The 26,077-nt window shown below is 46.9% G+C and carries 24 protein-coding genes and 2 pseudogenes; 18 read left to right on the forward strand and 8 right to left on the reverse strand.

Features of this window, described 5'->3' with window-relative positions:
- Positions 1-105: 105 nt before the first annotated feature.
- A complete protein-coding gene (locus PAV_RS16395; RefSeq protein ID WP_005548145.1) occupies positions 106-411 on the forward strand; it encodes a DUF1292 domain-containing protein in 306 nt (101 codons plus the stop codon).
- A 109-nt stretch (positions 412-520) separates the two neighbouring features.
- On the opposite strand, the gene PAV_RS16400 is transcribed toward PAV_RS16395, so the two are convergent.
- On the reverse strand, positions 521-931 hold the full coding sequence (locus PAV_RS16400; protein WP_005548146.1) for a DUF1885 family protein: 411 nt from the start codon (positions 929-931) through the stop codon (positions 521-523).
- Positions 932-1,132: 201 nt separating this feature from the next.
- Here PAV_RS16400 and PAV_RS16405 point away from each other — a divergent pair, with 201 nt between their 5' ends.
- Positions 1,133-1,420 (forward strand): DUF3055 domain-containing protein, encoded by a 288-nt coding sequence (locus PAV_RS16405; RefSeq protein WP_005548148.1) that lies wholly within the window; start codon positions 1,133-1,135, stop codon positions 1,418-1,420.
- A gap of 59 nt (positions 1,421-1,479) precedes the next feature.
- Here PAV_RS16405 and PAV_RS16410 read toward each other — a convergent pair.
- Positions 1,480-2,954, reverse strand: a pseudogene (locus tag PAV_RS16410) (aminotransferase class I/II-fold pyridoxal phosphate-dependent enzyme).
- Between the two features lie 207 nt (positions 2,955-3,161).
- Between PAV_RS16410 and PAV_RS16415 the strand changes: the two are divergent.
- Positions 3,162-4,340 carry a tetracycline resistance MFS efflux pump gene (locus PAV_RS16415; protein WP_005548150.1) on the forward strand — a complete coding sequence of 393 codons (1,179 nt, stop codon included), beginning with the start codon at positions 3,162-3,164 and terminating at the stop codon, positions 4,338-4,340.
- Positions 4,341-4,425: 85 nt separating this feature from the next.
- Here the strand turns inward: PAV_RS16415 and PAV_RS16420 are convergent, their stop codons facing one another.
- Positions 4,426-5,055, reverse strand: coding sequence for a YktB family protein (locus PAV_RS16420; RefSeq protein WP_005548152.1), 630 nt, complete (start codon positions 5,053-5,055; stop codon positions 4,426-4,428).
- Between the two features lie 291 nt (positions 5,056-5,346).
- Between PAV_RS16420 and PAV_RS16425 the strand changes: the two genes are divergently transcribed.
- Together PAV_RS16425 and gndA are read left to right on the forward strand one after the other, a co-directional pair.
- Positions 5,347-5,943, forward strand: a complete 597-nt coding sequence (locus tag PAV_RS16425) for a hypothetical protein (protein ID WP_005548153.1) — start codon at positions 5,347-5,349, stop codon at positions 5,941-5,943.
- Positions 5,944-6,091: 148 nt separating this feature from the next.
- Positions 6,092-7,501, forward strand: coding sequence for an NADP-dependent phosphogluconate dehydrogenase (gene gndA / locus PAV_RS16430; protein WP_005548155.1), 1,410 nt, complete (start codon positions 6,092-6,094; stop codon positions 7,499-7,501).
- Positions 7,502-7,571: 70 nt separating this feature from the next.
- Here the strand turns inward: gndA and PAV_RS16435 are convergent, their stop codons facing one another.
- Positions 7,572-7,889, reverse strand: a complete 318-nt coding sequence (locus PAV_RS16435) for a hypothetical protein (RefSeq protein ID WP_005548157.1) — start codon at positions 7,887-7,889, stop codon at positions 7,572-7,574.
- A gap of 227 nt (positions 7,890-8,116) precedes the next feature.
- Between PAV_RS16435 and PAV_RS16440 the strand changes: the two genes are divergently transcribed.
- Positions 8,117-8,629 (forward strand): shikimate kinase, encoded by a 513-nt coding sequence (locus PAV_RS16440; RefSeq protein ID WP_005548160.1) that lies wholly within the window; start codon positions 8,117-8,119, stop codon positions 8,627-8,629.
- 36 nt (positions 8,630-8,665) lie between these two features.
- On the opposite strand, the gene PAV_RS16445 is transcribed toward PAV_RS16440, so the two are convergent.
- Positions 8,666-8,983: a rhodanese-like domain-containing protein gene (locus PAV_RS16445; RefSeq protein WP_005548162.1), complete on the reverse strand. Its 318-nt coding sequence runs from the start codon at positions 8,981-8,983 to the stop codon at positions 8,666-8,668.
- A gap of 81 nt (positions 8,984-9,064) precedes the next feature.
- Between PAV_RS16445 and aroA the strand changes: the two genes are divergently transcribed.
- The 4 genes from aroA to ptsP all read left to right on the forward strand — a co-directional run bounded on the left by aroA (position 9,065) and on the right by ptsP (position 14,637).
- On the forward strand, positions 9,065-10,366 hold the full coding sequence (aroA, locus tag PAV_RS16450) for a 3-phosphoshikimate 1-carboxyvinyltransferase (protein ID WP_005548164.1): 1,302 nt from the start codon (positions 9,065-9,067) through the stop codon (positions 10,364-10,366).
- Positions 10,367-10,425: 59 nt separating this feature from the next.
- Positions 10,426-10,869 (forward strand): CoA-binding protein, encoded by a 444-nt coding sequence (locus tag PAV_RS16455; RefSeq protein ID WP_005548166.1) that lies wholly within the window; start codon positions 10,426-10,428, stop codon positions 10,867-10,869.
- Positions 10,870-11,035: 166 nt separating this feature from the next.
- The gene (locus PAV_RS16460; protein WP_005548168.1) at positions 11,036-12,916 is read left to right on the forward strand and encodes a glucose PTS transporter subunit IIA; all 1,881 of its coding nucleotides are present in this window, start codon (positions 11,036-11,038) and stop codon (positions 12,914-12,916) included.
- The gene (ptsP, locus tag PAV_RS16465) at positions 12,913-14,637 is read left to right on the forward strand and encodes a phosphoenolpyruvate--protein phosphotransferase (RefSeq protein WP_005548169.1); all 1,725 of its coding nucleotides are present in this window, start codon (positions 12,913-12,915) and stop codon (positions 14,635-14,637) included. The genes PAV_RS16460 and ptsP overlap by 4 nt, the downstream gene beginning before the upstream one ends.
- 90 nt (positions 14,638-14,727) lie before the next feature.
- On the opposite strand, the gene PAV_RS16470 is transcribed toward ptsP, so the two are convergent.
- Positions 14,728-15,252, reverse strand: coding sequence for a type 1 glutamine amidotransferase domain-containing protein (locus tag PAV_RS16470; protein ID WP_005548171.1), 525 nt, complete (start codon positions 15,250-15,252; stop codon positions 14,728-14,730).
- 472 nt (positions 15,253-15,724) lie between these two features.
- On the opposite strand from PAV_RS16470, the gene PAV_RS16475 reads away from it, so the two are divergent.
- The 4 genes from PAV_RS16475 (at position 15,725) to PAV_RS16490 (ending at position 18,576) form a co-directional block, all read left to right on the forward strand.
- The gene (locus tag PAV_RS16475) at positions 15,725-16,186 is read left to right on the forward strand and encodes a hypothetical protein (RefSeq protein WP_005548173.1); all 462 of its coding nucleotides are present in this window, start codon (positions 15,725-15,727) and stop codon (positions 16,184-16,186) included.
- Positions 16,187-16,274: 88 nt separating this feature from the next.
- Positions 16,275-16,610: a bacillithiol system redox-active protein YtxJ gene (gene ytxJ / locus PAV_RS16480; RefSeq protein ID WP_005548175.1), complete on the forward strand. Its 336-nt coding sequence runs from the start codon at positions 16,275-16,277 to the stop codon at positions 16,608-16,610.
- 123 nt (positions 16,611-16,733) lie between these two features.
- Complete coding sequence (gene ccpA / locus PAV_RS16485) at positions 16,734-17,738, forward strand: catabolite control protein A (RefSeq protein ID WP_005548177.1); 1,005 nt, start codon at positions 16,734-16,736, stop codon at positions 17,736-17,738.
- A gap of 118 nt (positions 17,739-17,856) precedes the next feature.
- Entirely contained in the window at positions 17,857-18,576 is a 720-nt protein-coding gene (locus PAV_RS16490; protein ID WP_005548179.1) for a 5'-methylthioadenosine/adenosylhomocysteine nucleosidase, read from the forward strand.
- A gap of 100 nt (positions 18,577-18,676) precedes the next feature.
- On the opposite strand, the gene PAV_RS16495 is transcribed toward PAV_RS16490, so the two are convergent.
- On the reverse strand, positions 18,677-19,852 hold the full coding sequence (locus tag PAV_RS16495; protein WP_005548181.1) for an acetoin utilization protein AcuC: 1,176 nt from the start codon (positions 19,850-19,852) through the stop codon (positions 18,677-18,679).
- 25 nt (positions 19,853-19,877) lie between these two features.
- Entirely contained in the window at positions 19,878-20,510 is a 633-nt protein-coding gene (locus PAV_RS16500; protein WP_005548183.1) for a GNAT family N-acetyltransferase, read from the reverse strand.
- 249 nt (positions 20,511-20,759) lie between these two features.
- On the opposite strand from PAV_RS16500, the gene acsA reads away from it, so the two are divergent.
- The 4 genes and pseudogenes from acsA to PAV_RS37310 all read left to right on the forward strand — a co-directional run bounded on the left by acsA (position 20,760) and on the right by PAV_RS37310 (position 26,062).
- Positions 20,760-22,484, forward strand: a complete 1,725-nt coding sequence (acsA, locus tag PAV_RS16505) for an acetate--CoA ligase (protein ID WP_005548185.1) — start codon at positions 20,760-20,762, stop codon at positions 22,482-22,484.
- A 227-nt stretch (positions 22,485-22,711) separates the two neighbouring features.
- A complete protein-coding gene (locus PAV_RS16510) occupies positions 22,712-24,106 on the forward strand; it encodes an extracellular solute-binding protein (RefSeq protein WP_005548186.1) in 1,395 nt (464 codons plus the stop codon).
- A gap of 114 nt (positions 24,107-24,220) precedes the next feature.
- Complete coding sequence (locus PAV_RS16515; protein ID WP_051135153.1) at positions 24,221-25,168, forward strand: carbohydrate ABC transporter permease; 948 nt, start codon at positions 24,221-24,223, stop codon at positions 25,166-25,168.
- A gap of 370 nt (positions 25,169-25,538) precedes the next feature.
- A pseudogene (locus PAV_RS37310) lies at positions 25,539-26,062 on the forward strand (carbohydrate ABC transporter permease).
- The last annotated feature ends 15 nt before the right edge of the window (positions 26,063-26,077 follow it).

A 26,077-nucleotide genomic window follows, 5' to 3' on the forward strand; every position in this document is an offset into this window, starting at 1 on the left:
GTTAGATATACATACTGAGGCGATTAGGCCTTCGTTGACCTCATTCGCAGAAAGTGGTACGATACGTGAGTATGACCACTACCTGAACATAAAGGAGATTTACTCATGAGCGAACATAACCATGACTGCGGATGTGGACACGATCATGATCACGACCACGATCATGAATTGATTATTACAATGGTAGACGAAGACGGCAACGAAATCGACATGGCAATGGTCGAAACGTTCAACGTCGACGAGCAGCTATATGCACTTCTTCTCCAACGAAACGATCCAGAAGCGGACGGAATCATCGTACGTCTGGAAGAGCAAGGCGAAGAAATGGCAATGCTTCCTATCGAAGATGATGCTGAATGGGAACGCGTACAGCAAGCATACAATGAATTGGTTGCTGAGCAAGGAGAGTAATTATTCTCGCTCCACCAATATATACGTCACAGAACAAGCTCCGGAGATCTCTGGAGCTTGTTCTGTATATGCTGCGTATTGCGTACGTAAATAAATACATTGCATGTTCTTATTTGCGCGGATTATAATGCATAATCCTTCCATTGAATAGTGTAAGCTCAGCTTTCCACTTTTTGGCCAAGTATTTACATAACTCATTTCCCTTGGCTTTGTCTCCGTGAGTGGCACCATCAGGCAGCACCATTTGTACATAGTGCCTGGAATCCTCATTTTCTCCTACACCGAACACGATGTGCCGATATAATGGATCCGAACCTTTTAAATAAAACCATTCCTGCTCTTGGTCGGGCTTTGTCTCAATTGTATATGGAAAGGCAGCCTCGGCATAATCCCAGTTTAATTGTTCTCCAGTTAATTGGGTTTGCTCCCGATAATGAAGAAGCTGGCTCTTTAATTCATCTAATGTTACGGATGCAACCTCCGAACCATCAACAAATGTAATGAATGCGCTTTGACTCATCGAATCTATCCTCCCCTTCGGACATCTTCTGCTTGTAGCACGAATCGCTTTCATCATACCATCTGATTGATCCGGATGGCAATATTTACATGGAAAGTGGAGTTTGATTCTTGTTCGTGTCTAAATGGGTATGTTATACTTGAACGTAAAACCATTAATTGGTTGGTGTTCTTGGAATAGGATATCCCGAGGAGGTGTGCGATGTTTGACGATTTGTATGAAGTAACGGAGCAAGCAAATGTAACCTTTGTCGGTTGGGCCACAGAACAGATTCGCTTTGATTTCGCACTCATTTATTCCGATCATTTTTATGGTAAGACATTAGTCGTATGCATGCAAACAGGACGTTCAACCTTATTATGCGCTGACGATTTGCGTTCAGAAATTCTGCAAGCGAAGTTTGATTTGCCGCATAAGGAGGCAGCGTATGAGGCGGCTCAGCTGCTGCGTACGCGAATACCTTCACTTGAGGTTCAGGATCAATACTAACTGGTAGAGGGAATAATAATACAGGGTGCCCCAACATCATGGGGCACCCTGTATTATGCTTAAAATATTGCGCGTTCCTCGCGTATAACCTTGACGAATTCAATATTGCGGTCCTCAGGCCCTTTGACAGGGAGCCCGATGTCGACGTGATCGCGGATATAATCGATGTTCTCTTGCGATATGACTTCGCCTGGCAGCAAGATCGGAATGCCTGGCGGGTATACGTATATAAATTCAGCAATGATTCGACCTGCAGATTGCTTGAATGGAATAACCTCTGTATCCGCATAGAAGGCATCTCGTGGAATGAGAGACAACTGCGGGATCTCCGGTATTTTCACAACAAGCTCCTGAACTTCATTCCGCTCATGATGAAGCTCAGATAATTCACGCAAAGCTCGAAGCAGCGTGTCAATCGTCTCTCTGGAGTCACCCGGAGTTACGAGACACAAAATATTGTACATATCGCTAAGCTCGACCTCAATATTGTAATGATCGCGGAGCCAGTTCTCTGTTTCATAACCAGTAATTCCTAGATGACGGACATGTATCGTTAGTTTAGTTGGATCGTAGCTGTAAGTAGCCTCTCCACCTAAAATCTCTTCGCCAAAGCAATAGAGGCTAGGAATTTCGTTAATTTGCTGACGAGCAAACTGGGCCAGTTCAATCGCAGTTTCCGCCATATCATGACCATTCAGGGCCAAGTTGCGGCGTGATGTATCGAGAGAAGCCAGCAATATATATGAAGTGGATGTCGTAGTCAGCATGCTGAATATCGTTTGTACACGCTGAGGATTAACGAGTCCATTTTTGGTATTCACATTAAGCACAGAGCTCTGCGTAATGGAACCGCCAAGCTTATGCACACTTGTTGCAGCCATATCAGCACCGGCTTGCATCGCAGACATCGGCAGCTTTTCATGGAAATGAATAAGAACGCCGTGTGCCTCGTCAACAAGTACAGGAATATCGTAGGAATGTGCCAAATCGACGATTTCTTTCAAATCTGCGCAAATACCGAAGTATGTTGGATTGATGACAAGCACCGCTTTTGTATCCGGATGCTTCTCCAAAGCTCTGCGCACTGAGCTGGTTGTGATGCCATGATCGATTCCGAGATTCGCATCCCGTGCTGGTGAGACGAATACAGGCTTCGCTCCGGCAAAATAATGGCGGACATGACGGATTTATGGATATTTCGCGGAACAAGAATCTTGTCTCCCGGAGAACATACCGACATAATCATCGTCATGATTGCACTGCTTGTGCCTTGTACGCTGAAAAACGTATAATCGGCACCAAATGCGTCAGCAGCGAGCTGCTGCGCCTCGGCGATGACGCTCGTAGGTTGGTGCAAGTCATCAAGCGGAGCAATATTAATCAGATCTATAGAGAGCGCGTTATCTCCGATAAAACTTCGGAATTCTGCGTCTGTTCCTACGCCTTTCTTATGACCTGGAATGTGGAACTGCACCGGATTATGGGAGGCATGCTCCGTAAGTGCGGTAAATAAGGGCGTCCGATGATGGTTCATCGCCGTATCACAACCTTTCATGTTGGCAATCTACTGAGCTGCGCATGGTGTGTCCTGCGCAAACAAAGTTAAGTTTAACAAAAACGCCCCGGAATGCAAGATGTTTTTCCTGCTGTTCGAAGTGATATAGAGAACGAGGATTCGCAGTTTATTCATTTTCGTTTCAGGGTATGGTGTGATAGGATGTACATATCGGAGGGAAGTGTCATGAAAAAGAAAATGTCCGTCGTCATGTTCATGCTGATGATGGTGTTCATTGGATTTGGAATTGTAATACCGGTTCTGCCGCGAATGATAACGAATGCGGGCGCCAATGAATTTCATTTGGGGCTAATGCTCGCGATTTATTCACTGATTGCGTTCGTGGTATCACCAATATGGGGGGCGCTGTCGGAGAAAGTAGGCCGGCGTCCGATCATTCTTATCGGGACTCTTGGTTTCAGCATTAGCTACTTGCTGTTCGGATTAGCAGATGGTGAGCTTTGGATGATGTATGTATCCCGTGCTCTGGGAGGGGTCTTCTCCGGTGCAGTGGCTTCAGTAATCGTTGCTTATGTCGCTGACATCACGACGCCCGAACAACGAACGAAGGGCATGGCATTCGTCGGAATGTCGATTGGCTTGGGCTTTACTTTTGGACCAGCCTTTGGCGGTATTTTAAGCAGATATGGTTATAATACGCCTTTCTTTGCAGCTTCAGCATTGACATTTATCACATGTGTATTGGGCTTTCTATTGCTCAAGGAGTCGCTCACTCCTGAGAAGCGCAAGGCGAGCCACGAATCAGCTCCTTCACGCTGGACCGCCTTTACAGGCCGCATGAAGTATTTGTATGTATTATCTTTCTTTGTAACCTTCACGTTGGCAGGTCTAGAATCAACGCTGCTCTACTTTGAAGCGGTACGAATTCCCGGAATTACAGAGGAGCAGATTGGATATATGTTTTTCTTCTGCGGACTTTCGGGAGCTCTTATTCAGGGCGGCGTTGTAAGACGCTACATTAAGAGTGGAGGAGAGAAGAAGGCAATTGCCGTAGGCTTGATCATATCAGCTGCGGGATTCTTGCTGCTGTTGCTGTCCTCAAGTGTTGTCGACGCGACGATTTATTTATGTGTATTCGGGATCGGCAATGCCCTGATTCGCCCGTGTGTTACCTCGTTGATTACACAGAAGACGACGGTAAGCCAAGGGGTTGCTTCAGGTTTGAATTCATCTATGGACAGCTTTGGACGCATTACGGGGCCGCTGCTGGCTACGGCTCTGTTCGGGTGGAATATTAATCTGCCATACATAATTGGAGCTGTATTGTGCATTGCTGCAATTTGGCTGCTTGTTCGTTTTGCACTGCTGGATCGGAAGCAAACAGCGGCGAGCACAACTGCATAGGAATACATTTGCAAAAAAATCTGTGTTCAACCTCTGCTCAGGCAAGGGGAGAACGCAGATTTTTTTGTTCCGCTTGTTACACTCGTTAAGCTTCGACAGCCATCCGATATAGCGGCATTAGTGTTGTGATCGTCTGCCGGGCAAGCTCCATAAATGCCTCACCATTTTGCAGCAGCGGATCATTCATCGCAATGTGGCGTCCAACCAGCCATTCTGCTGATTTCACATCCCGGAAGCGGGTAAGCTTGTCCGTCATATCCGCGTCATTTAACTCACCGATACGTAAGGCATCTTTCTTCATATGATCCATAGACAATACATAATCATCCGGAATGATGCTTCTCAGCTTTTTTTGGTGATCGAGCATCGTTTGTGCAATATTACGCTTGTTCGCCACTTCATAGATGAAAGCCAGCCAAATGAAAAGGTGATCGTCGAACAGGCCAACTTGGAAATGGGGCAGGGACTTGTATCCACGCTTGCTTGGCCCAATGGCAAGCCACGTATCCTTTGGGGGATTGACTGTACGGCGTGCATGCTTCGCGATATGGAGGAACATTTCAGTTCCGCTATGCATAGCTACATCGCTAATGAGTTGTTCGCCTATAGCACGGAATTTGGGTTGAATACGTTCGCGGATCGCCTCCATCCGAGCATCCAGCCCCTCGATCGTAAAAGTTTCAAAGTCTGAAGGATAAAATCCAGTAAAAGACATGCATCTCTTCCTTTCTACCAAGTTGTGATCTATGCATTATTGATGTAAGTCCAACTGAAATAGTTAAACTTACTACATCTACACTCAGGACTCGTTCAAAATAACATACTTGCATTTTTCATTTTCATAGTAAATAGTCGCTATTTCAGTATATCACATCTCATTGAGAATGTTTATCAAATTATAATTATTATATTTTGATGGAACAAGCCTCTTGTTCGGAAATCGAGTCAATAATCCAAGTTGATGAATCATATGATGGAGTATACGAGAAGGTAAGGAGGGATTGCCGTGAATCGCAGCGACGAGGTGGAGTATTGCAACTTGGAGCTACGCTTTGACCGTCGGCAAATCCAGAACCTCATCCGTGATCTCATACAAGAAGGTTATTCCTTGTATTGGAGTGAAAATGAATCGCTATTCATCGTATCTATCCGAACAGGCAGGAAGTTGGTCAAACTTCGGTTCCAACGTGTGGAGCAGCGCTACAAAATTGTCGGCGACTATACGATTCGGGATGAGAAGCTGGCTGACTTCATGGAAAAACTGATCGGCGATTCACGCGGGCATGCGGTCGTCAAACGGTTCAAAGATAGACAGATCTTTATCGAAAATATTTTGTTCGGGGAGCGAATACGGCTGGTTGAGGTTATTGGACCTAAGCAGCGTGTGCTCTATCAGAAGCGCCCTATAGTGACAACGGAGGAGATGATGCAGGCGTTTTTATCCAATCGGGCAGAGCAGCGCATGCGGGTAATTCGGCTTGAAATGGATTATGCGCTCGCCGAGTTGTTCGAAGCGATGAATGAGCAAAAAATAGCTGTAATTGAGAGCTGTAAAGAAAAGCTGAACGAGTTGCGCTCAGAAATGATTCAGCTTGAATGGTAAGTGATTTTCATGCTTTGATCACCCTCCCATCCGCCAAAATGTATGGATGAACTGCTAGGGGCGAGATGGTTGCAGGGTGTTTTGCTGTGCTGTACAATAAGCGTAATGCAAAATATATAAATTTATGGATAAAGGGTGGAACAACCAAATGGCTAACAATCAAATTGGTGTCATTGGCCTTGCCGTAATGGGTAAGAACTTGGCGCTCAACATCGAGAGCCGCGGCTTCAAAGTATCGGTATACAACCGTTCCCGCGAGAAAACAGATGCACTCATTGCCGAGGCGGAAGGCAAGAATCTGACAGGTACATATTCAATTGAGGAGTTCGTGCAGTCGCTTGAGACACCTCGTAAAATATTGATTATGGTACAAGCCGGACAAGCTACAGATGCAACAATCGAGCAGTTGATCCCGCATTTGGATCAAGGCGATATCATTATCGATGGCGGTAACGCTCACTTCCCTGATACGCAGCGTCGCAGCAAGTACTTGGAAGAGAAGGGCTTCCGCTTCATCGGGACTGGCGTATCCGGCGGTGAAGAGGGCGCATTGAAGGGGCCTGCGATTATGCCTGGCGGCCAAGAGAGTGCATATCGCATAGTAGAGCCGATTTTGACAAGCATTTCCGCGAAGGTAAATGGAGATCCTTGCTGCACATATATCGGGCCAGATGGTGCAGGCCATTATGTGAAAATGGTTCATAACGGTATTGAGTACGGCGACATGCAATTGATCTGTGAAGCTTATCATTTGCTTACGAATGTGCTTGGTGTAAGTACTGAAGAGCTTCACTCCATCTTCGGTGAGTGGAACAAGGGCGAGCTTGACAGCTACCTGATTGAAATTACAACGGACATCTTCTCCAAATACGATGAGGAAACAGGCAAGCCGATGGTTGATGTTATCCTCGACTCTGCTGGTCAAAAAGGTACTGGCAAATGGACAAGCCAAAGCGCGCTTGACCTGGGCGTTCCATTATCCATGATTACAGAATCTGTATTCTCCCGTTTCTTATCCGCATTGAAGGACGAGCGCGTCGTTGCAAGCAAAGTGTTAAAAGGGCCGAAGACTGCTGCATTCACTGGAGACAAGGCAGCTTTCATCGAGAGCATCCGCAAGGCTTTGTACGCGTCCAAGATCGTATCCTACGCACAGGGCTTCGCACAAATGCGTGCGGCATCCGAAGAATTCGGCTGGAACCTTCGTTACGGCGAGATCGCAATGATCTTCCGCGGCGGCTGCATTATCCGTTCTCGCTTCTTGCAAAACATTAAAGAAGCTTATGACCGCGATCCAGAGCTGAAGAACCTGCTGCTTGATCCTTACTTCCAAAATATTGTGGAGACGTATCAAGATGCATGGCGCGAAGTCATTAGCACAGCGGTTGCGTATGGTGTTCCTGTTCCAGGATTCGCAAGTGCACTTGCATATTTTGACAGTTATCGCACGGAGCGCTTGCCAGCGAACTTGCTGCAAGCACAGCGTGATTACTTCGGAGCGCATACATTCAAACGCGTAGACAAAGAAGGAACATTCCACTACAACTGGATGTCTTAATAGAAATCAAAATAACGCCGAGCCCGCGGAGGACTCGGCGTTATTTTTGCATAAGGATATTCATCGGTTGCTACTCATATAATCCGGATACGAGAATGGTCAAGTATTTGCGTATGCGATCAGATTCCTGTCCGTAGCTGCTGCTGTGCACGAGCAGGGAGGAGATTTCGGCATAACTATGAAAGCGACGCACGAGCTGATCTGATGCAAGCATAGCCCATTTGTCCGGATGATCTGTGAGCTGCTGCTTCATCACATCCAGCGCCCAGACGATGTCTTCCCTGCACAGTGGGTGATTCGGATCCAAAATCCGAGACAAACGAACGGATATGGGGCGCTGAATAGCTGATTTGGATGGGTGCGGTTCTGGGATAGGCAAATTTGGCATGCCTTATTCACTCCTACATAAAAAGTGGCATTATCCGGTTTCCTAATAAAATAGACAATGCAGCAGGGCTATTATTCATCTTTACGTTGAACTTCTTCATTTTATACCTATCGGCATTGTCGAATAAAAGAAACGTGTGATATCATATGGGAAGTTTACCGTCAAGCCAACAGCTGAAATGCTTCATGCAGAGCGGCTTGACTTATTAAGAAATGAGGCTTGAAATCATGCAGCATATTATTTTAATCGGATTCATGGGCACCGGGAAATCGACAGTCGGTCAAGAAGTGGCTAGACAGCTAGGATGCAGTTTTGCAGATTTAGATGCTGCTGTGGTCGCACGTGAGGGCCGCTCGATCCCAGAAATCTTCGCTACGGATGGAGAAGCTTATTTTCGAGAACGAGAAAGTCAGGCCTTAGCTGATATGCTGAACCATTCAACACGGCATGTAATTGCTACTGGCGGCGGGATCGTCCTTCGTGAGCACAATCGCGAGTTAATGCGAGACGGAGGCTATATCGTTCATTTGGCTGCAAGCAAGGAGGCCATTTTGGCGCGTGTGAAGCGAGACCGCAATCGCCCGCTGCTTCAGGGAGACATGGAAGAACGTGTATCCAAGCTGATACAGCAGCGCGAGGGGCTGTATGACTTTGCACATACAACCATAGCTACCGATAATGAGACCGCTGTGCAATTGGCTGCTCGCATTTGTAAGCTGGCGGATGGAAGCTGCAAGTAAGAGCCCCTAGCATGAGGGGCCGACCATCGTTCCAGATTATACAGACTTGTGTTCTAACTGACTCCAGGCGAGCATGCCGCCTTCCATGTTGACACACCCTTCAATGCCGATATGCTGCAAATATTCGCAAACTCGTTCACTGCGATATCCGCTGCGGCAAATGAAAATAATTTCATCCGTCCGCTCAACTTCATCAAGGCGATCGGGAATTTCGTTCATGGGGATATGTTTAGCGCCGGGAATCATCCCGTAAGCTACTTCCTCTTCTTCCCGCACATCTATTAAATTTAGCGCTTCGCCGCGTTCTAGGCGTTGTTTTAAGACAGCCACATCAATTTGAGCAATTGGTTTCATGTCAAATAGGCATCCTTTCTTATCTAGAATTCATTCGAGATAAGAGTTATTATACGTTGAAAGATAAAGGAGTGGAAGCGCATGGACGTAATCGTTCGATCAACACCGAAACTGCAAGGGGATATTCAAGCACTCTCTTCGAAAAACTACACAACTCGCTACCTTCTTGCAGCTGCATTAGCGGAGGGCACGAGCACGATTTATTATCCTGCTCACAGTGAAGACAGCGATGCGATGCGGCGCTGCCTCCATGATTTAGGTGCACAGCTGGTAGAGGATGAAGAGAAGATTGTCATTATTGGCTTCGGAAAAAAACCGACATTGAGCAATCCCTCACACGAATTGAATGTGGGAAATGCGGGTGCTGTACTACGCTTCTTGATGGGGACAGCCTCTCTGCTGGAAGAAGTCAATTTTGTAAATACGTATCCAGATTCGTTAGGCAAGCGTCCTCATAATGATCTAATAACTGCGCTTGAACAAATGGGCGTGGGCATTGATCACCGGGAAGGCAAGCTACCCATTACGATTCGAGGCGGGAAGCCTCGTGGAGGAAAGATTAAGGTATCGGGCAATGTAAGCTCGCAATTTTTAAGCTCGCTGCTGTTCCTGGCACCGTTACTTGAGGAAGACAGTGAGATTGAAGTAATGGATGATTTGAAATCGAAGGTAGTTGTTGGGCAAACGCTTGAGGTGCTTGCGGAAGCAGGAATTCGAATCGAAGCAAGAAAAGATCTAATGTATTTCAAGATAGCCGGCAATCAACAATATGAAGCAAAGACATATACCGTTCAAGGCGACTATCCGGGCTCTGCAGCGGTTCTCGCTGCAGCGGCAGTCGTTGATTCTGACGTTATCATTCGCGGATTAACAGAGGACAGCAAGCAAGGAGAGCGAGCGATTGTCGACGTGCTGCGCATGATGGAGGTTCCACTTGAGCATGAGCATTCCGTTGTGCGAGTTCAAGGAAATCGCAGGCTGAAGGCCGTTGAAGTTGACGGTGACGTTGCAACAGATGCAGTTCTAGCTATGGTAGCTGCTGCTGTGTTCGCGGAAGGCACTTCACGTTTCTACAATGTGGAGAATTTGCGCTACAAGGAATGTGATCGAATTACTGATTATGTAACAGAGCTCCGCAAAGCAGGTGCGGATGTCGAGGAGCGTCAAGCAGAAATTATCGTTCATGGACGCCCAGAAGGCGTGACAGGCGGTGTAGAAATTAACGCTCATTATGATCATCGTGTTATTATGGCATTAACGGTAGTCGGCTTGCGTGCAGAGCAGCAAATCCGCATTAAAGATGCTCACCATGTTGCCAAGTCGTATCCGCAATACTTCGATCATCTGCGTGCACTTGGCGCACAAGTGGAATGGGTAGAATAGAACGCGTAATGTACGATAATCCGGCAGCTTACTGCCAAATTTAAGGGGGTTGTGTAATAATGAGCTATCAGCATCCATCGCAAGAGGCAATTAAGGAGCTGCTCCTTAGCAGCACGAACATTGCAGTTGTCGGACTATCTGACGATCCGACTCGCGTATCCTATATGGTGGCAGAGGCGATGCAGCGCAAGGGATATCGCATCATACCTGTTAATCCGAAAGCGGATCGCATACTTGGCGAGCCTTGCTATGCTTCGCTTCGCGATGTACCGGATCATATTGATATCGTCAATGTGTTTCGACGCAGTGAATTCTGCGCAGACATTGCACGTGAAGCTGCGGCTGTGAATGCTGGGGCAATTTGGATGCAGCAGGGTGTTGTCAGTGAAGAGGCAGCTGCAATTGCAGAGGAGCATGGAATGACTGTTGTCATGGATTTGTGCATTAAGGTGCTAGACTCGATTTTGCTTCCGCAGGGCAAGGGAGAGTCTGCGTCCTCATAACGTGAAAAGACGAAGACCGGGCATTCCGAGTTGCTGCTGCGATGAAGGGGCCCGGTTTTTCGCGCCATATTATTTACGAGTGCTGCGAGATAGGAATGCGGCTGTAAAATGCTTTGACAACAAAGCGTGATGCCCTTACCATTCTTGGTAGAAGGGAGGATGTGCATTGAATCAATTAGGGCGATTGCAGCAATTATCGCGTGCGCTCATGCAGCCGCTAATCGCACTGCCCGCTGCTGCGCTTGCTATTGCCATTGGCAATTTGCTTCACAGCGCAGGCCTGTCGGATATTGCGATATTATTTGAATTAACGGGGAAGACCGTATTTTCCGTACTTCCTTACATTTTTGCAGTTGGGGTTGCACTTGGACTATCTAATAATGCTGGTGTAGCTGCACTATCGTCCCTGCTTGGTATGTTTATCTTCAAACAACTGCTTGTTCAATGGCAAGCTTCATTCGAACCGACGATTCTGAATGGCATTTTATTTGGGGTCATGGCAGGCTTTTTGCATGAACGGTTCAAAAATATAAAGATGCCAGAATATTTGCAGTTCTTTGGTGGTCCGAGATTTGTGATTGCCATTACGATATTTGCTTCGATTTTGCTTTCTTGGTTTATGAAGCTTTGCTCGCCGTTTTTGCAGCAGGGCGTCATGTTTCTTGGCCAAGAACTGCTTGCCATGGGCGGATTCGGGGTGTTTTTGTATGGAGTCATGCATCGTGTGTTAGTCGCATTTGGACTGCATCATCTTCTCAATAATGTGTACTGGTTCCAAATTGGCACCTTTACGAATAGCGAAGGGATGTCCTTTACAGGGGATTTACCGCGGTTTTTCGCAGGGGATCCGAGTGCAGGTATTTATATGGCAGGCATGTATCCGATTATGATGTTCGCACTACCGGCCGTTGCATTGGCTATTGTACATGAATCACGGGAAGATTTACGCCCGAAGGTGCGCAAAACCTATTTTACGGCTGCCTGTGTGTCCCTGTTGACGGGGATTACCGAGCCGATTGAATTCGCCTTTTTGTTCGCAGCGCCTTATCTATTTGTTGTCCATGCCTTGTTGACCGGAGCTGCAATGTGGCTGACTGCTGAGATTGGTGTTAGACATGGGTTTTCTTTCTCCGCCGGGGCAATTGACTATGTGGTCAATTTCCATCAATCGACGAAGGGGCTGTGGATTATCCCGATTGGCATCGCATTTGGATTCATCTATTATGTGGTGTTCCGCTATGCGATTCAGCGGTTTCAAATCCCGACGCCAGGCAGGGTCGATGGCTCCTTGCTTGATGATATGGCGGGAGATTTGCTCCCTAGGGTGCCGCTAATTATTCGCGCGCTTGGAGGTAAAGATAACATCATTGATTTGCAAGCCTGCATTACGAGACTGCGGTTAAGAGTCAAAAATGATAAGCTGGTAGACCGTCACGCGCTTCGCGTACTTGGAGCAGCAGGGGTCATTCGTCTTGGAGGCGGTCATATTCAAGTTGTATTTGGCACGTACTCGGAGTTAATCAAGGACGAAATGGCAAAGCGTCTGCAGCGGGATCCGAACCAGATCTGGCTTGTTGCTCCTGTGCATGGACGGATGATTCCGATCGAAGAAGTGCCGGATAAGATATTTGCTCAGAAGCTTGTAGGTCAGGGCGTAGCTTTTTATCCGGATAAAGGAGAGCTCGTATCGCCTGTACGCGGACATATTCGTCATATTTACCCGACGATGCATGCGATCGGCATTGAAACGCCTGAGGGGTTAGAAGTATTGTTACATATTGGAATAGAGACGTCATCATTGAATGGCGCCGGTTTTCAAGCAGTAGTACAGGAAGGTGATGAAGTGAAACCGGGACAGCTGCTCATTAAATTTGATTTGCCTGAAGTGAAAAAACGCTGTAAATCACTTGCAACACCGATGGTAATTACGAACTCAGACGCAGTAGCATCATGGAGCATAGCGCCATTTGCGCCTGTACGGAAGGGGCAGACTTCAGTCATGTCAGTCATCATGCATGAACACGCGGTTGGAGGTGCAAGCCGATGACGCAGAAAGTCCAAGGTATCGGTGCATCCGCAGGCATTGCCATAGGCAAAGCATTTGTATTGCCGACTTGGGAGTGGGATGTTCCTGAGGAGAAAATGGATCCAGCCGACTTAGCGCGTGAATTCGAACGATTGTATGACGGAATCCGTTCCTCGAAGCACGAAATCGAATTTATTAAGAGTGAAATTAAAGAAATGGTCGGCAGTGAAGAGTCATGTATTTTTGACGCTCATCTGGCTATTTTGGATGATCCGATCTTCATGAATGAAATTCAAGGACTCATTCAGCGTCAGTATAAGGCAGCTGAAGTTGCGGTAAAGGAAGCGATCGACCATTTTGTAACGATGTTCGACCTACTCGATGATGAGTATATGAAGGAGCGGGCATTGGATATCAAGGATGTAGGTAACCGACTGCTCAAGCATTTGCTAGGAGCTCCGGAAATAACGCTTCCGACGGACGCACAGCCGTATATCCTTGTTGCGAAGGAGCTGTCTCCGTCACAGTTGGTGCATTTGAATCCCAAAAATGTATTGGGGATTGTCATGCTACAGGGAGGGAAAACATCACATTCGGCCATTATGGCTCGAGCGCTGGGCATTCCACTTGTACTCGGACTGGAAGGAAAAATATCGAAGCCGATCCAGACAGGGGATACGGTTATTGTTGATGGTGAGTATGGCATTGTGCATATTGCTCCACCGCTGGATGTGATATCCTGCTATGAAGTTCGGCGAGATGCATATGTACAGGAAGCTGACGAGCTTCAGAAGATCGTATCCTTACCAGCCGTTACACTCGATGATTTCAATGTTCAGTTGGGAGCGAACATCAGCTCTACGCGCGAACTGAATATTGCCGATCAAAATGGGGCGGAAGGTGTTGGGCTATTCCGGACGGAGTTCATGTATATGGATCGCTCCTATCCCCCTTCAGAAGCTGAACAGTTCACGGTGTATCTGGAAGCGGCGGAACATTGCAAGGAAAAATCGGTTATTATTCGCACATTAGATGTCGGCGGCGACAAGCCGATGGACTATTTGAACTTGCCTGAGGAGGATAATCCGTTCCTCGGTTATCGGGCAATTCGGATTTGTCTCGATCGGCAGGATCTATTCAAGACACAACTGCGAGCCATCTTGCGTGCAAGCGCTCATGGCCCGATTATGGTGATGTTCCCGATGATTACATCCGTGAATGAGGTGCAGGCAGCTAAGTCCATTCTGGAGGATGCCAAGGCCGAGCTGCGTGAAGAAGGCCTTCCCTTCAATGAAGAGCTTCCAGTAGGCATTATGATAGAAGTTCCAGCCGCAGCTATGATCGCCGATCAGCTTGCGAAGGAAGTCGATTTCTTTAGTATCGGAACGAATGATTTGGTTCAGTATACGCTTGCAGTAGATCGGATGAATGAGCAAATTGCACATATGTATGATCCATTCCATCCTGCGGTCCTTCGCTTGATACGTTATACCGTTCAGGCGGCGAAGCAAGCAGGGATCATGGTTGGCGTATGCGGCGAGATGGCTGGAGATCCACGGGCGGTGCCCATTTGGCTTGCGCTTGGTGTGAATAAATTAAGCATGTCTTCTCGTTCCATTCCGCGTGTGAAGGCGGCAGTTCGACGCTCAACAGTGGAGCAGTGCAAACGTATCGCGCAAAGTGTGTTCGAATCGGGAACAAAGGAAGAAATTGAGATCTTGCTCGAGCAGCAGCGTTCATAAGGATATTAAGGAGAAACAGAGAAACACCGTACAAAAAGGCATGCCCTGGTATTCAAACGAGGGCATGCCTTTTTCCTATGGAGCAGGTAATTATACTTCGGCTAATTTATCGCAAAAAGCTTTGCCGTATGCAGGCAGATCAGGCGGTCTGCGCGCAGATACGAGATTGCCGTCTACAACAACCTCCTCATCTAGCCATTTAGCACCTGCATTTTCCATGTCGTCACGAATTCCCGGAGTAGAAGTCACCGTACGGCCATTCAAAATCTTAGCGGAAATGAGTACCCAGCCAGCATGACAGATTTGTCCAACAGGTTTGCCATCAGCATTCATTTCCTTCACGATGCGGAGCGCATCAGCGTAGCGGCGGATCTTATCCGGCGCCCATCCGCCAGGAACGAGCACGCCATCGTACTGAGATGTATCAATGTCAGCATAAGCATAGTCTGAGGTTGCAGGAACACCATATTTACCGATATAGGTTTTGCCGCGTTCCAGACCTACCAGATGTACTTCGGCGCCTTCTTCACGGACGCGGTGAACCGGATACCACAGTTCCAAATCTTCAAATTCTTCATCTACAAATGCAACAATTCGCTTGCCACTTAAACGCATGAATGTTGTCCCTCCTTCGTATGGATATAGCAGAGCATTTCTTTGAATTCCGCCTATTTTTTGCAGAACTCTCAGAGAATTGGGGGTTTTCCCATACAATGTCCATTGTCTCTTATTCCAATATGACCTACGATCATAGACAACAGGGAATCGTGTACGATACACCACATTTATTTAACCACATTGTCCGTGAAAAAGTACACAGCGCCCGCACAAATTGCATGCGTAAGGTGAGAAATCTCATTGCAAATCGCTCAGCAGCGCTAGGTAAATTGCTAAAAGTGTAAAAAAATACATATATGTGCACGGAAGGAGATTGTAAGGCTTAGTCGAATATTCGAATATTAGGATAACCCAAAATTGAAATGTAGTCGTCTGCAGCAATTGGCCGCAAGAAATCATCAGTATCATCTTCAGTATCATCTATAGAAATGGTAGGAATACCAACGTTGTATGTTCAGGGGTGAATGATATGTATACAAGATGCATTTGTGATCAATACATGGATATAACCGTCCGCACAGTTGTACATGCACGAACGATTCACATCCATCGTGTACCGGTTGCCACTTGTATGAATTGCGGGCGCTCGGAACTGCTTTCCTTTATTAAAAAGGATGTCATAGCTCTCATACACAATCGCATGGATATGATCGCTGAGAACCCGCAGGCATTGGAAAATGCTCCTTTGCATGTATCTTTTGATGAGCAGAATGAGCTGGCCAGCGTTATCGTCTCCTTGCTGGATGAGGAGCAATGCGATGATATGCTGTCACGGTTGGAATGCCGCATTGCAGAACGGGTCAATCAATTGCTCGACTTGTATCTATTTGCACGGACGTGCAATGACACACTATGGATGAAAGAGCTGCAATGCAGATTAAAACAGATTTCCGGTTTTAGTTTTGAGTCATATCGGGTTAAAATAAGCTAAAGAGCATTTTCATAGATCATCATAAGAATTATGATCGATATTCTTATACATGTAAGCAAAACGAATCGAAGTATAGGAGGCAGTAAGAATGGAAGCAGTGACTACGATGGAAGAACTTGAAGCGTTTATAGAACGGTCGAAGCAGCAAACCGTAGTTCTTTTCAAGCACAGTACGCGTTGTCCGATTAGCTCACATGCGGATGAGGAAATGAGCAAGGTGGCAGAGGAGTTCGAATCGCAAGGAATTGCAATTGGCCGAATTCTGGTCGTCGAAAATCGTGACGTCTCACTTGCATGTGCGGATAAGCTGGGCATTAAGCATGAATCCCCGCAGGTCATCGTATTGCGTGATGGGGAGCCTGCATGGAACGAATCGCATCATGCTATACGATATGACAACTTAGAAAGCATCCTTACGCAATGAACGGTAAATAATGACAAATGGTAGCGGATTTGCTCGTGACATTGCGAATTTTCTGAAAATAGCGTATCATTAACATAATATCAATGGTCGCAACAAATTTATCGTTAATTGGAGAGAAGGATCGTGACGGTAACTATTTATGATGTAGCAAGAGAAGCGGGCGTCTCGATGGCCACCGTTTCCCGGGTTGTCAACAACAACCCGAACGTGAAGCCGCAAACGCGTAAGAAAGTATACGAAGCGATTGAACGTTTAGGTTATCGCCCGAATGCGGTTGCACGCGGACTTGCGAGTAAGAAGACGACAACCGTTGGGGTTGTCATTCCTGATATTTCGAATTCTATCTTTGCCGAAGTAGCGCGCGGTATTGAGGATATTGCCAATATGTATCATTACAATATCATTTTGTGCAATGCGGACAAGAAGAAGGAGAAAGAAATTCGGGTTATTAATACGCTGCTGGAGAAGCAGGTGGACGGACTGTTGTTTATGGGCGGAGTTGTTACGGAGGATCATGTTCAAGCATTCCGTACTGCTTCGGTGCCGATTGTGCTGTGTGCAACAACAGACGAGCATGGGATTATCCCGTCGGTCGATATCGATCACGAGGCAGCAGCCTTTGATGCTGTGAATACACTTATCCGACATGGGCATCGTGACATTGCGATGATCAGCGGCACACTTCAAGATCCAGCAAACGGCTTTGCCCGTTTTCAAGGATATAAGCGTGCATTGGAAGGCGCGGGCGTCGAATACAAGGAAGACTTGGTTAGAATTGGCAACTACCGCTATGAGTCCGGCGTAGAAGCGATGAAGTACTTCCTCGGCTTGAAGAAGCGTCCGACGGCAATCTTTGCTGCAACGGATGAGATGGCTATCGGCGCAATACACTGCATTCAAGATGCTGGCTTGAAGGTGCCAGATGACTTCTCTGTCATCAGTGTTGATAATATCCGCATGGCATCGATGGTTCGTCCGCAATTGACGACGGTAGCTCAGCCAATGTATGACATTGGTGCGGTAGCGATGCGCTTGCTGACGAAGCTGATGAAGAAGGAAAATGTAGAACATTCACGTGTAATTTTGCCGCACGAAACGATTCTTCGCTTGTCTGTAAGTGAAGTGTAAGGTTCGGTTGCTGCGTGTGAATCCATAAGAATACGGTTAGATATATACGTAAGGCCCCATGTATGTGGGGTCTTTTGTATGGTTATGAAGTAGATATACGTACAGGAGGCTGGTTTCGATGACGAATGCGCATGGATCGGTTATTGGTGTAATTGGGGCAATGGATGAGGAAATCGAATTGTTGCTTCAGGCAGCTCAACCGGTAGAACAAGTGGATGTCGCGGGACTCCGTTATTACAAGGGCTCACTCCACGGTATAAACATCGTTATTTGCAAGTCTGGAGTAGGGAAAGTAAATGCTGCAGTAACTACGCAGGTGCTGATCGACCGTTTTCATGTAACGAAGGTGATTTTCACAGGCGTAGCAGGTGCAGTGCACCCAGAACTGAACATCGGGGACATCGTCATCTCGACGTCCTGCATGCATCATGATATGGATGTAACCGCACTTGGGTTTGCTCCAGGCGTAATCCCGTTCCAAGAGATCTCACAGTTTATGGCTGATGCAGGTCTTATCGAATTGGCAGAACGGGCGTGTGAACGACTCGTACCAGGCCGATATCGCAAAGGAGTCGTGCTGTCAGGCGATCAATTTGTCGCAGATCGAGACAAAGTTCGAAAGCTGTATGAAACATTCACTGGATCAGTTTGCACAGAGATGGAAGGTGCCGCAGTGGCACAAGCATGCTTCATCAATGAGATTCCGTATGTCGTTATTCGCTCCATGTCGGATAAGGCGGATGGGTCAGCTCATGTTAACTTTTCTGAATTCACGGTGGAAGCCTCACATCGCTCCCACCAAATTGTGGACAGCATGCTGCAAGGATTACAGAACTAATTACGTTAGTTAATAAGTAATGAATATGATAGGCAGCACAGCGGCGCAAGCGACCTACACTTAGGATCTGCTTGCGCCGCTGTTCATTCTAACGAATATATTACATTGCAAGCTCCTTAGCCCTTGCATTGCGGTCTTGAATAATACTTCGTCTTGGCATCGGCGCCCAAGTAGATGTATCATCATGCCAAGTGTGGGGGAGGGGTACGGGGGACTTCTGCGACCACTTCGTCAACCATTGTTCCGGCAATAGCTGCTGTGGGTGGTTCGTTAATGTACGTGCAAGCGGATGCTCGCTCATTTCCAGCCATAGCATGCTCCAAGCGCGCGGCACGACCCGCCATATATCATAGCCACCTCCGCCAATGGCGACCCATTTGCCATTGGCGTATTGATGTGCAAGACGGTGGATAATGCGCGGGATCTCACTATAGATACGCGTGCTGCAATGCAAGTGAGACAACGGATCCATTGCATGAGCATCACAGCCATGCTGGCTAATTATAATGTCCGGCTTGAATGCTGCTGCTGCACATTGTACGGTCTCTGTGAAGCATTCCAGCCACGAGTCATCCTCCGTATACGGTTCCAGCGGTACATTGACGCAAGCGCCAAAACCCTCTCCACCGCCGCGTTCATGCACGAATCCTGTACCCGGGAACAGAAACTTCCCAGTCTCGTGAATGGAGTAAGTAAATACATCTGGATCCGTATAAAAGCACCACTGTACACCATCTCCATGGTGGACATCTGTGTCGATATACAGCACTCTTGCACAGTACGTATGCCGAAGCCAGGCGATTGCGACCGCAGCATCATTATATACGCAGAAGCCTGCACCTTTATCGCCAAAGGCATGATGAAGTCCACCGCCCAAATGCAGAGCGTGTTCAGATCTTCCAGACATGACCGCCTCACAAGCAGCAATGGAACCGGCAACTATCGCGCAAGCCGCTGTATGCATCCCTGGAAAGTAAGGAGTGTCTTCCGTATGCAAGCCGTATTGTGCTGCTTTAACGGCCCACTCGGCAGTTGGATTCGGTTCGCTAAGCTTCTTTACAGCTTCGATATAGTCGGCGCGATGAATGAGAGGCAGCAAACGTTCGATATCTGCGGCTTCCGTCTGAAGACGTGTGATAGCGCCTTCATCTATGGCTTTAGCGTATTCTAGCAGATCATGCGTCATAGCAAGCCGCTGCTGATCGAATGGGTGATCGGCATTAAAGCGATAGCGGAGGGCTTCCTCATGCATGAAGTATAGTGCCTTACCTGACATGTCCAACATCCCTCTCCTAACAATACTAATACATGAACCGCTGACGGAATCGGACGCGGTCGAACTGCTCCTCTGACGATAATGGAACGTTCTTGCCGATACGAACCATAAGGCAGTTGGCAGGGTGGGAACAAATTTCAGGATCATCTGTCGCATACCAGATCATGCCTACGGATTCCATCAACTTCTCCATCATCTTCCGATAGTCCCATACGTTCATTCGGGTGCCATCCAAATCCCAATGCCAATAATATTCAGTCGTAAATACAATATAGCGCTCCATCTGTTCATCTTCAAACGCTGTCGAAATCATGCTTCTGCCCAAACCAAGTGAGCGGTAATCCTTGGCGACCTCAATGGCGCCAAGCTCAATTAAATCATCCATTTGTCCATCTGACCAGCGCTCCAGCTCATCGGGATAATGGAAGGTGACGTAACCGACGATAGTAGAGCCTTCTCTCGCAATAATAATGCGTCCTTCGGGTAAATCTGCGATCTCCACAAGCGCTTGGTGTTGATCAGTTGGCCGGCGAAACGCCTTCAAATCGGTGTGCATAGTCAAGGTGCGAAGAATATCGGAACGTACGGGGCCTTCGACAACAACAACTCGTTCCGTATGAGGAATAATATGAGCGTAGTATCTCTTCGGATGTTCCACACCAAGCAGCTCCTTTCATCTCTTCCATTCCGTTATAGCAAAAATAGAATGATTTGAAAAGGAAAGAATAGGCGAAAAACAAATCGTATGCTATAATGATTTTGCCTTAAAGTTCATGATTTTTCCCTTGACACCACGAACTGCATCATCGTCCTTTAGTGCATTTCTTCATGAAAGCGATTTATTACACGAATTTGTGATTCGTGGAGCATGAATAATGATGTAAAAGACATAGGAGGATGGAACAATATGGGTAACGTGCAGGGAGAAATTATTGCTGCGATTGCAAGCAATCCAAACATGAGTGACTATGGAAAATGGTCGGCCGATTTCAGGTGGGAAGAGGTAGAGAAGCAATTTTCTTGGTATGAGACTGGAAAAGTAAATATGGCTTACGAGGCGATTGATCGGCATGTTGCGAATGGTCGCGGAGATAAGGTGGCGCTCTATTACAGTGATGCTGTTCGTGATGAAGCGTATACCTATACTGAGTTGAGCCGCAAGACGAATCAGTTCGCGAACGTGCTGCGCGACCTCGGAATTCAAAAGGGAGAACGCATCTTCATTTTCATGCCGCGCACACCTGAACTGTATATCAGCTTACTTGGCTCGCTGAAGATTGGGGCTGTTGTCGGTCCACTATTCGAAGCGTTTATGGAGACTGCGGTTAAGGATCGGTTAGAGGACAGCGCGGCAGTAGCGATTGTGACAACTCCAGCGCTCGTTCATCGTGTGCCCCGTTCTGAGCTGCCTGCCTTGAAGCATGTGATTCTTGTAGGTGACGAAATAGAGGTTGAGGATGGAATTGTTGATTTCCACGCGGAAATGTCTACCGCCTCCGAAGAAGCCGAAGTGGAATGGCTGCAGCGGGAAGACGGGCTCATTATTCACTATACATCCGGCTCGACAGGCAAGCCTAAGGGCGTATATCACGTACAAAACGCAATGATTCAGCATTATCATACCGGAAATGTTGTATTGGATTTAAAGGAAGACGACATTTATTGGTGTACAGCAGATCCAGGTTGGGTTACTGGAACGTCATACGGGATATTCGCACCGTGGCTGAACGGAGCGACGAACGTGGTTCGTGGCGGACGGTTCAGTCCGCAGGACTGGTACTCAACCATTGAGAAATATAAAGTATCCGTATGGTACAGTGCTCCGACCGCATTCCGTATGCTGATGGGTGCCGGGGATGATGTAATTTCGAGCTTTAACTTATCAAGCTTACGTCATATCCTGTCTGTAGGCGAACCGCTTAATCCGGAGGTTGTTCGTTGGGGAATGAAAGTTTACAATCATCGGATTCATGATACATGGTGGATGACGGAAACGGGTGGACAGTTGATTTGCAACTATCCGGCAATGGCCATCAAGCCTGGCTCCATGGGACGTCCTGTCCCAGGTATTGAAGCCGCGATTATTGATGATCAAGGCAATGAGCTTCCTCCATTTCGAATGGGGAACCTGGCCATTCGTACACCATGGCCGTCGATGATGCGAAAGGTATGGAACAATCCGGCTAAGTATGAAGAATACTTCCGCCTTACAGGATGGTATGTATCGGGTGATTCTGCCTACATGGATGATGAGGGCTACTTCTGGTTCCAAGGCCGAATTGACGATGTTATTAATACATCGGGCGAACGAGTTGGCCCCTTCGAGGTAGAGAGCAAGCTTGTCGAGCATCCGGCAGTCGCGGAAGCAGGCGTAATCGGGAAGCCTGATCCAATGCGTGGCGAAATTATTAAGGCATTTATTTCTTTGCGCGAGGGCTATACGCCGTCCGAAGAGTTAAAAGCGGATATTGCGAAGTTCGTCAAGGAAGGGCTGTCCGCACATGCATCGCCTAGGGAGATTGAGTTCAAGGACAAATTGCCGAAAACTCGCTCAGGCAAAATTATGCGCCGTGTGCTCAAGGCATGGGAATTGAGCCTGCCGACAGGCGATTTATCAACGATTGAGGATTAACTGCTGAAGTCATTATTGACAAATCCATAATAGTGGGATATTATCCCAATAGCAAAGCGAATATGCAACGCGAAACGACAAGTACAATAGAATGGACATAACATGTTACCGCAAGGGCATTCGTTATGGAAGTTCAGTCGCTATGTGACTGCCTTCTTAACGTGTGCCTTTTTGTCGTTGCACCGTTTTCGCGAAATCAATCCATTGTGACGGAGAGGGGTATATCCATGAACGGAATACATTACAAGTGGGGCAGATCCTTATTGCTGCTTATCATTACCGCACTTGTCTTAATGACGGCAACAGGTTGCAGCTCAAGCAGTCAGACGAATGGAGCGTCGAATAACGGAGGCAGCGGAAAGACATCAGAACAAGCACAAAACAATAGCGATTCAGGCAAGACAGAGTCGACAGGCGGCGACGTGTCGGGTGATTTTGAAATCCAGTATTTTGTCGGCGGATATGGCGATCAGGGCTGGAAGAAGATTATCGCGGAGTTTCAGAAAAAGTACCCGAATGTAAAAGTCAAAGAGTCAGCAGGCCCGAAAATCAATGATCAGATGAAGCCGCGCTGGATTCAAGGAAACCCTCCTGACTTTGTCTACATTGACGGTGCTGGCTCGAATGCAACCCAAATGGTACAAGATGATCAATTGATGGACTTGACAGATTACTTTAAAGAGGCCAAGAATGCGGATGGCAACAAGATTTCTGACGAACTGCTGCTGAAGCCGATCGACTACGGCGGCAAAATTTATACGATTCCATTCGTATTCGGCTCCTGGGGAGTTTTCTACGACAAGAAATTTTTTGCAGACAATGGCTGGACTGAACCGAAAGATTTTGAAAGCTTTATAAGCGAAGCGAAGAAAATCAAGGAATCCGGCAAGGTCAATGCGCCATTTATTTTTACAGGAAAGTACCCGTACTACTTCCAAAATGGTGTAATGGATTCCGCATTTGTCGTGAACAACAACAACGATACTTCTATTTTGCTTGATATGTTCGCCTTGAAGGAAGGCGTGTTCAAGAGCGAGCCAGTGAAGAAGACATTGGAGCAAATGGTGCAAATGCGGGATGCAGGCCTTATTGACCCAGCCTCAGCTCCAATTAACCATATTGACTCGCAAATGCTGTTCCTGCAGCATAAGGATGCCTTTATTCCGAATGGACTCTGGCTCGAAAATGAAATGAAGAAAGATGTTCCGCAAGGTTTTGAATTCGGTTTCATTCCATCAATCACACAAAAGCCGGGCGGCAAATATGTAGCGATACCATTTACTGCTACGGTAGGAATTGCGAAGAAAGCGAAAAATCCAGCTGCCGCAAAAGCATTCCTCGAGTTCTTATTCACGAAGCAATCTGCCATTACATGGGCGGAGGAGACAGGTGCACTTGGCAACTTGAAAGCGGATTTGGAGAAATCAAATGCGAGTGAGCTGTCCAAGACAGCTATGAAATTTTACAGCTCAGACAACACCATTGTTGCTCCTTACATTGAATTGAATGCGGATGTAGACAAGGTGAGATCAGACTCAACCCTTGCACTTATGATGGGCAACATTACTCCAGATGAATGGATGGATCGGATGGAGAAGGCGGCTGCGAAGGCAAGAAAATAAAGCAGAACAGTGATTATTTGGGGATGCATGTGTGAAGTCGTAGCGCATGCATCCTGATCTATAACACGACGGCTTTGAACAAATGAGAGTTAAGGAGGGGACTACTTGAAAAAGATGGTGCCCGCACAGGGAACTCCCGCAAAGGGGAATGCAAGCGGAAGAGTCGGCCTCTCATGGAAGAGAAAGCGTCAGCTCTTTGTGTTCGTATTTACGGTACCAACATTGCTGTTTTTCTGCTTGTTTATGATCTACCCCATTTTTCACGGATTGTATTACAGTTTTACAGACTGGTCGGGTGGATCGGAGACGAAGAACTTGATCGGCATCCAGAACTATCGCGACTTGGCAAATGACCCTATAATCATCAAGGCGATCATGAATGATTATTTCTTTGTGTTTTGGAAGGTAGTTGGCATTGTCGGATTAGGGGTATTGTTCGCCGTACTGATGACCCGTTTTCGGGTACGTGGAAGCGGATTTTTCCGTTCAGTATTTTTTATCCCCAACATCCTGTCGGTCGTAGTCATTGGCGTGCTTTGGAATTATATTTACAATCCTAGTATTGGATTTTTAAATTCGTTTCTATCTTTGTTCACGTCAGAAAAGGTTCAGACACCATGGTTAGGAGATCCGAAACTGGCGATGTGGATGCTGCTGCCTCCGGCAATATGGGCAGGTGTAGGCTTTGTCATGATCCTCGTTATTGCGGGCATTTTGAATATTCCGAAGGACTTATATGAGGCAGCGAGTATTGATGGTGCTAAGGAGTGGCAGCAATTTTGGCGTGTCACGATGCCGCTTACGTGGGAGCAAATCAAAGTATCCATTCTATGGGTGGTTATGACAACCTTGAATGGCTCGTTCGTCATCGTGTGGATGATGACAGAAGGCGGACCGGATAATGCAACACAGGTCATGGGCTCATATTTGTATCAAATGGGATTTCGACAATTCCATTTCGGCTATGCTTCCGCGATTGGTGTACTGATCCTTGTCCTGTCGCTCATAACAACCCTGGCGCTTCAGCGGCTAATGCATAGAGATGCAATTGAGATGGCTTGATTATTTGGACTGGAAAAGGAGAGGACAGTCTATGAATTCCATAGAGCAATATCCTCGTAAGCGTTCTCAAAAGGTTGTTAGAGCCTTATTGTATGCGTTGCTCGGGATTTGGACGATATTCGTCATTTATCCGCTGCTGTGGACGATCCTTGGTTCGTTCAAGACGAATCAGCAGTTCCTGTTACATGCACCGTGGAGCTTGCCGGAGTGGCCGCTTGAATGGGCTAATTTCACAGCAGTTTGGAGCAACTACCATTTAGGGATGTACTTTACCAACTCATTGCTTGTTACAGTGGCAAGCACCGTGCTGGCATTGCTTCTATCTTCAACTACATCCTATGTTATCGCTAGATTTCCGTTTCGCGGAAGCATGGCGCTCTATAATTTATATTTGTCCAGCATGATGATTCCCCTTATCCTTGGCTTAATCCCGTTATTTTTCCTTCTTTCCAACCTGCATCTGGATAATTCGCTTCTGGGACTGATTCTGGTGTATACGGCAATTAATTTGCCATTTGGCGTATTTGTGCTTGTTGGATTTTTTAGGTCGATGCCGAAGGAACTGGATGAGGCGGCTTCCATCGACGGCAGCTCGCATTATGGTGTTTTTTTCGTATTATGCTTCCGCTTGTTAAGCCTGGACTTATATCTGTTGGCATGATGAACGTATTGAATATTTGGAATGAATATATTATTGGTACGGTGCTGGTAAATGATCCCGATAAGTATACGATCCCTGTCGGCATCGCGATTATGCAGGCCGAGATGCAGTATCGTACAGAGTGGGGGCCACTTTTTGCGGGATTACTGCTTTCGATCATCCCTGTACTAATTTTATATATAATCTTCCAGAAGCAAATTACAAGCGGCATGATGGCTGGTGCGATTAAATAACACATATCCGAGTAG

The organism is Paenibacillus alvei DSM 29 (genome assembly GCF_000293805.1).
GTDB lineage: Bacteria > Bacillota > Bacilli > Paenibacillales > Paenibacillaceae > Paenibacillus_B > Paenibacillus_B alvei.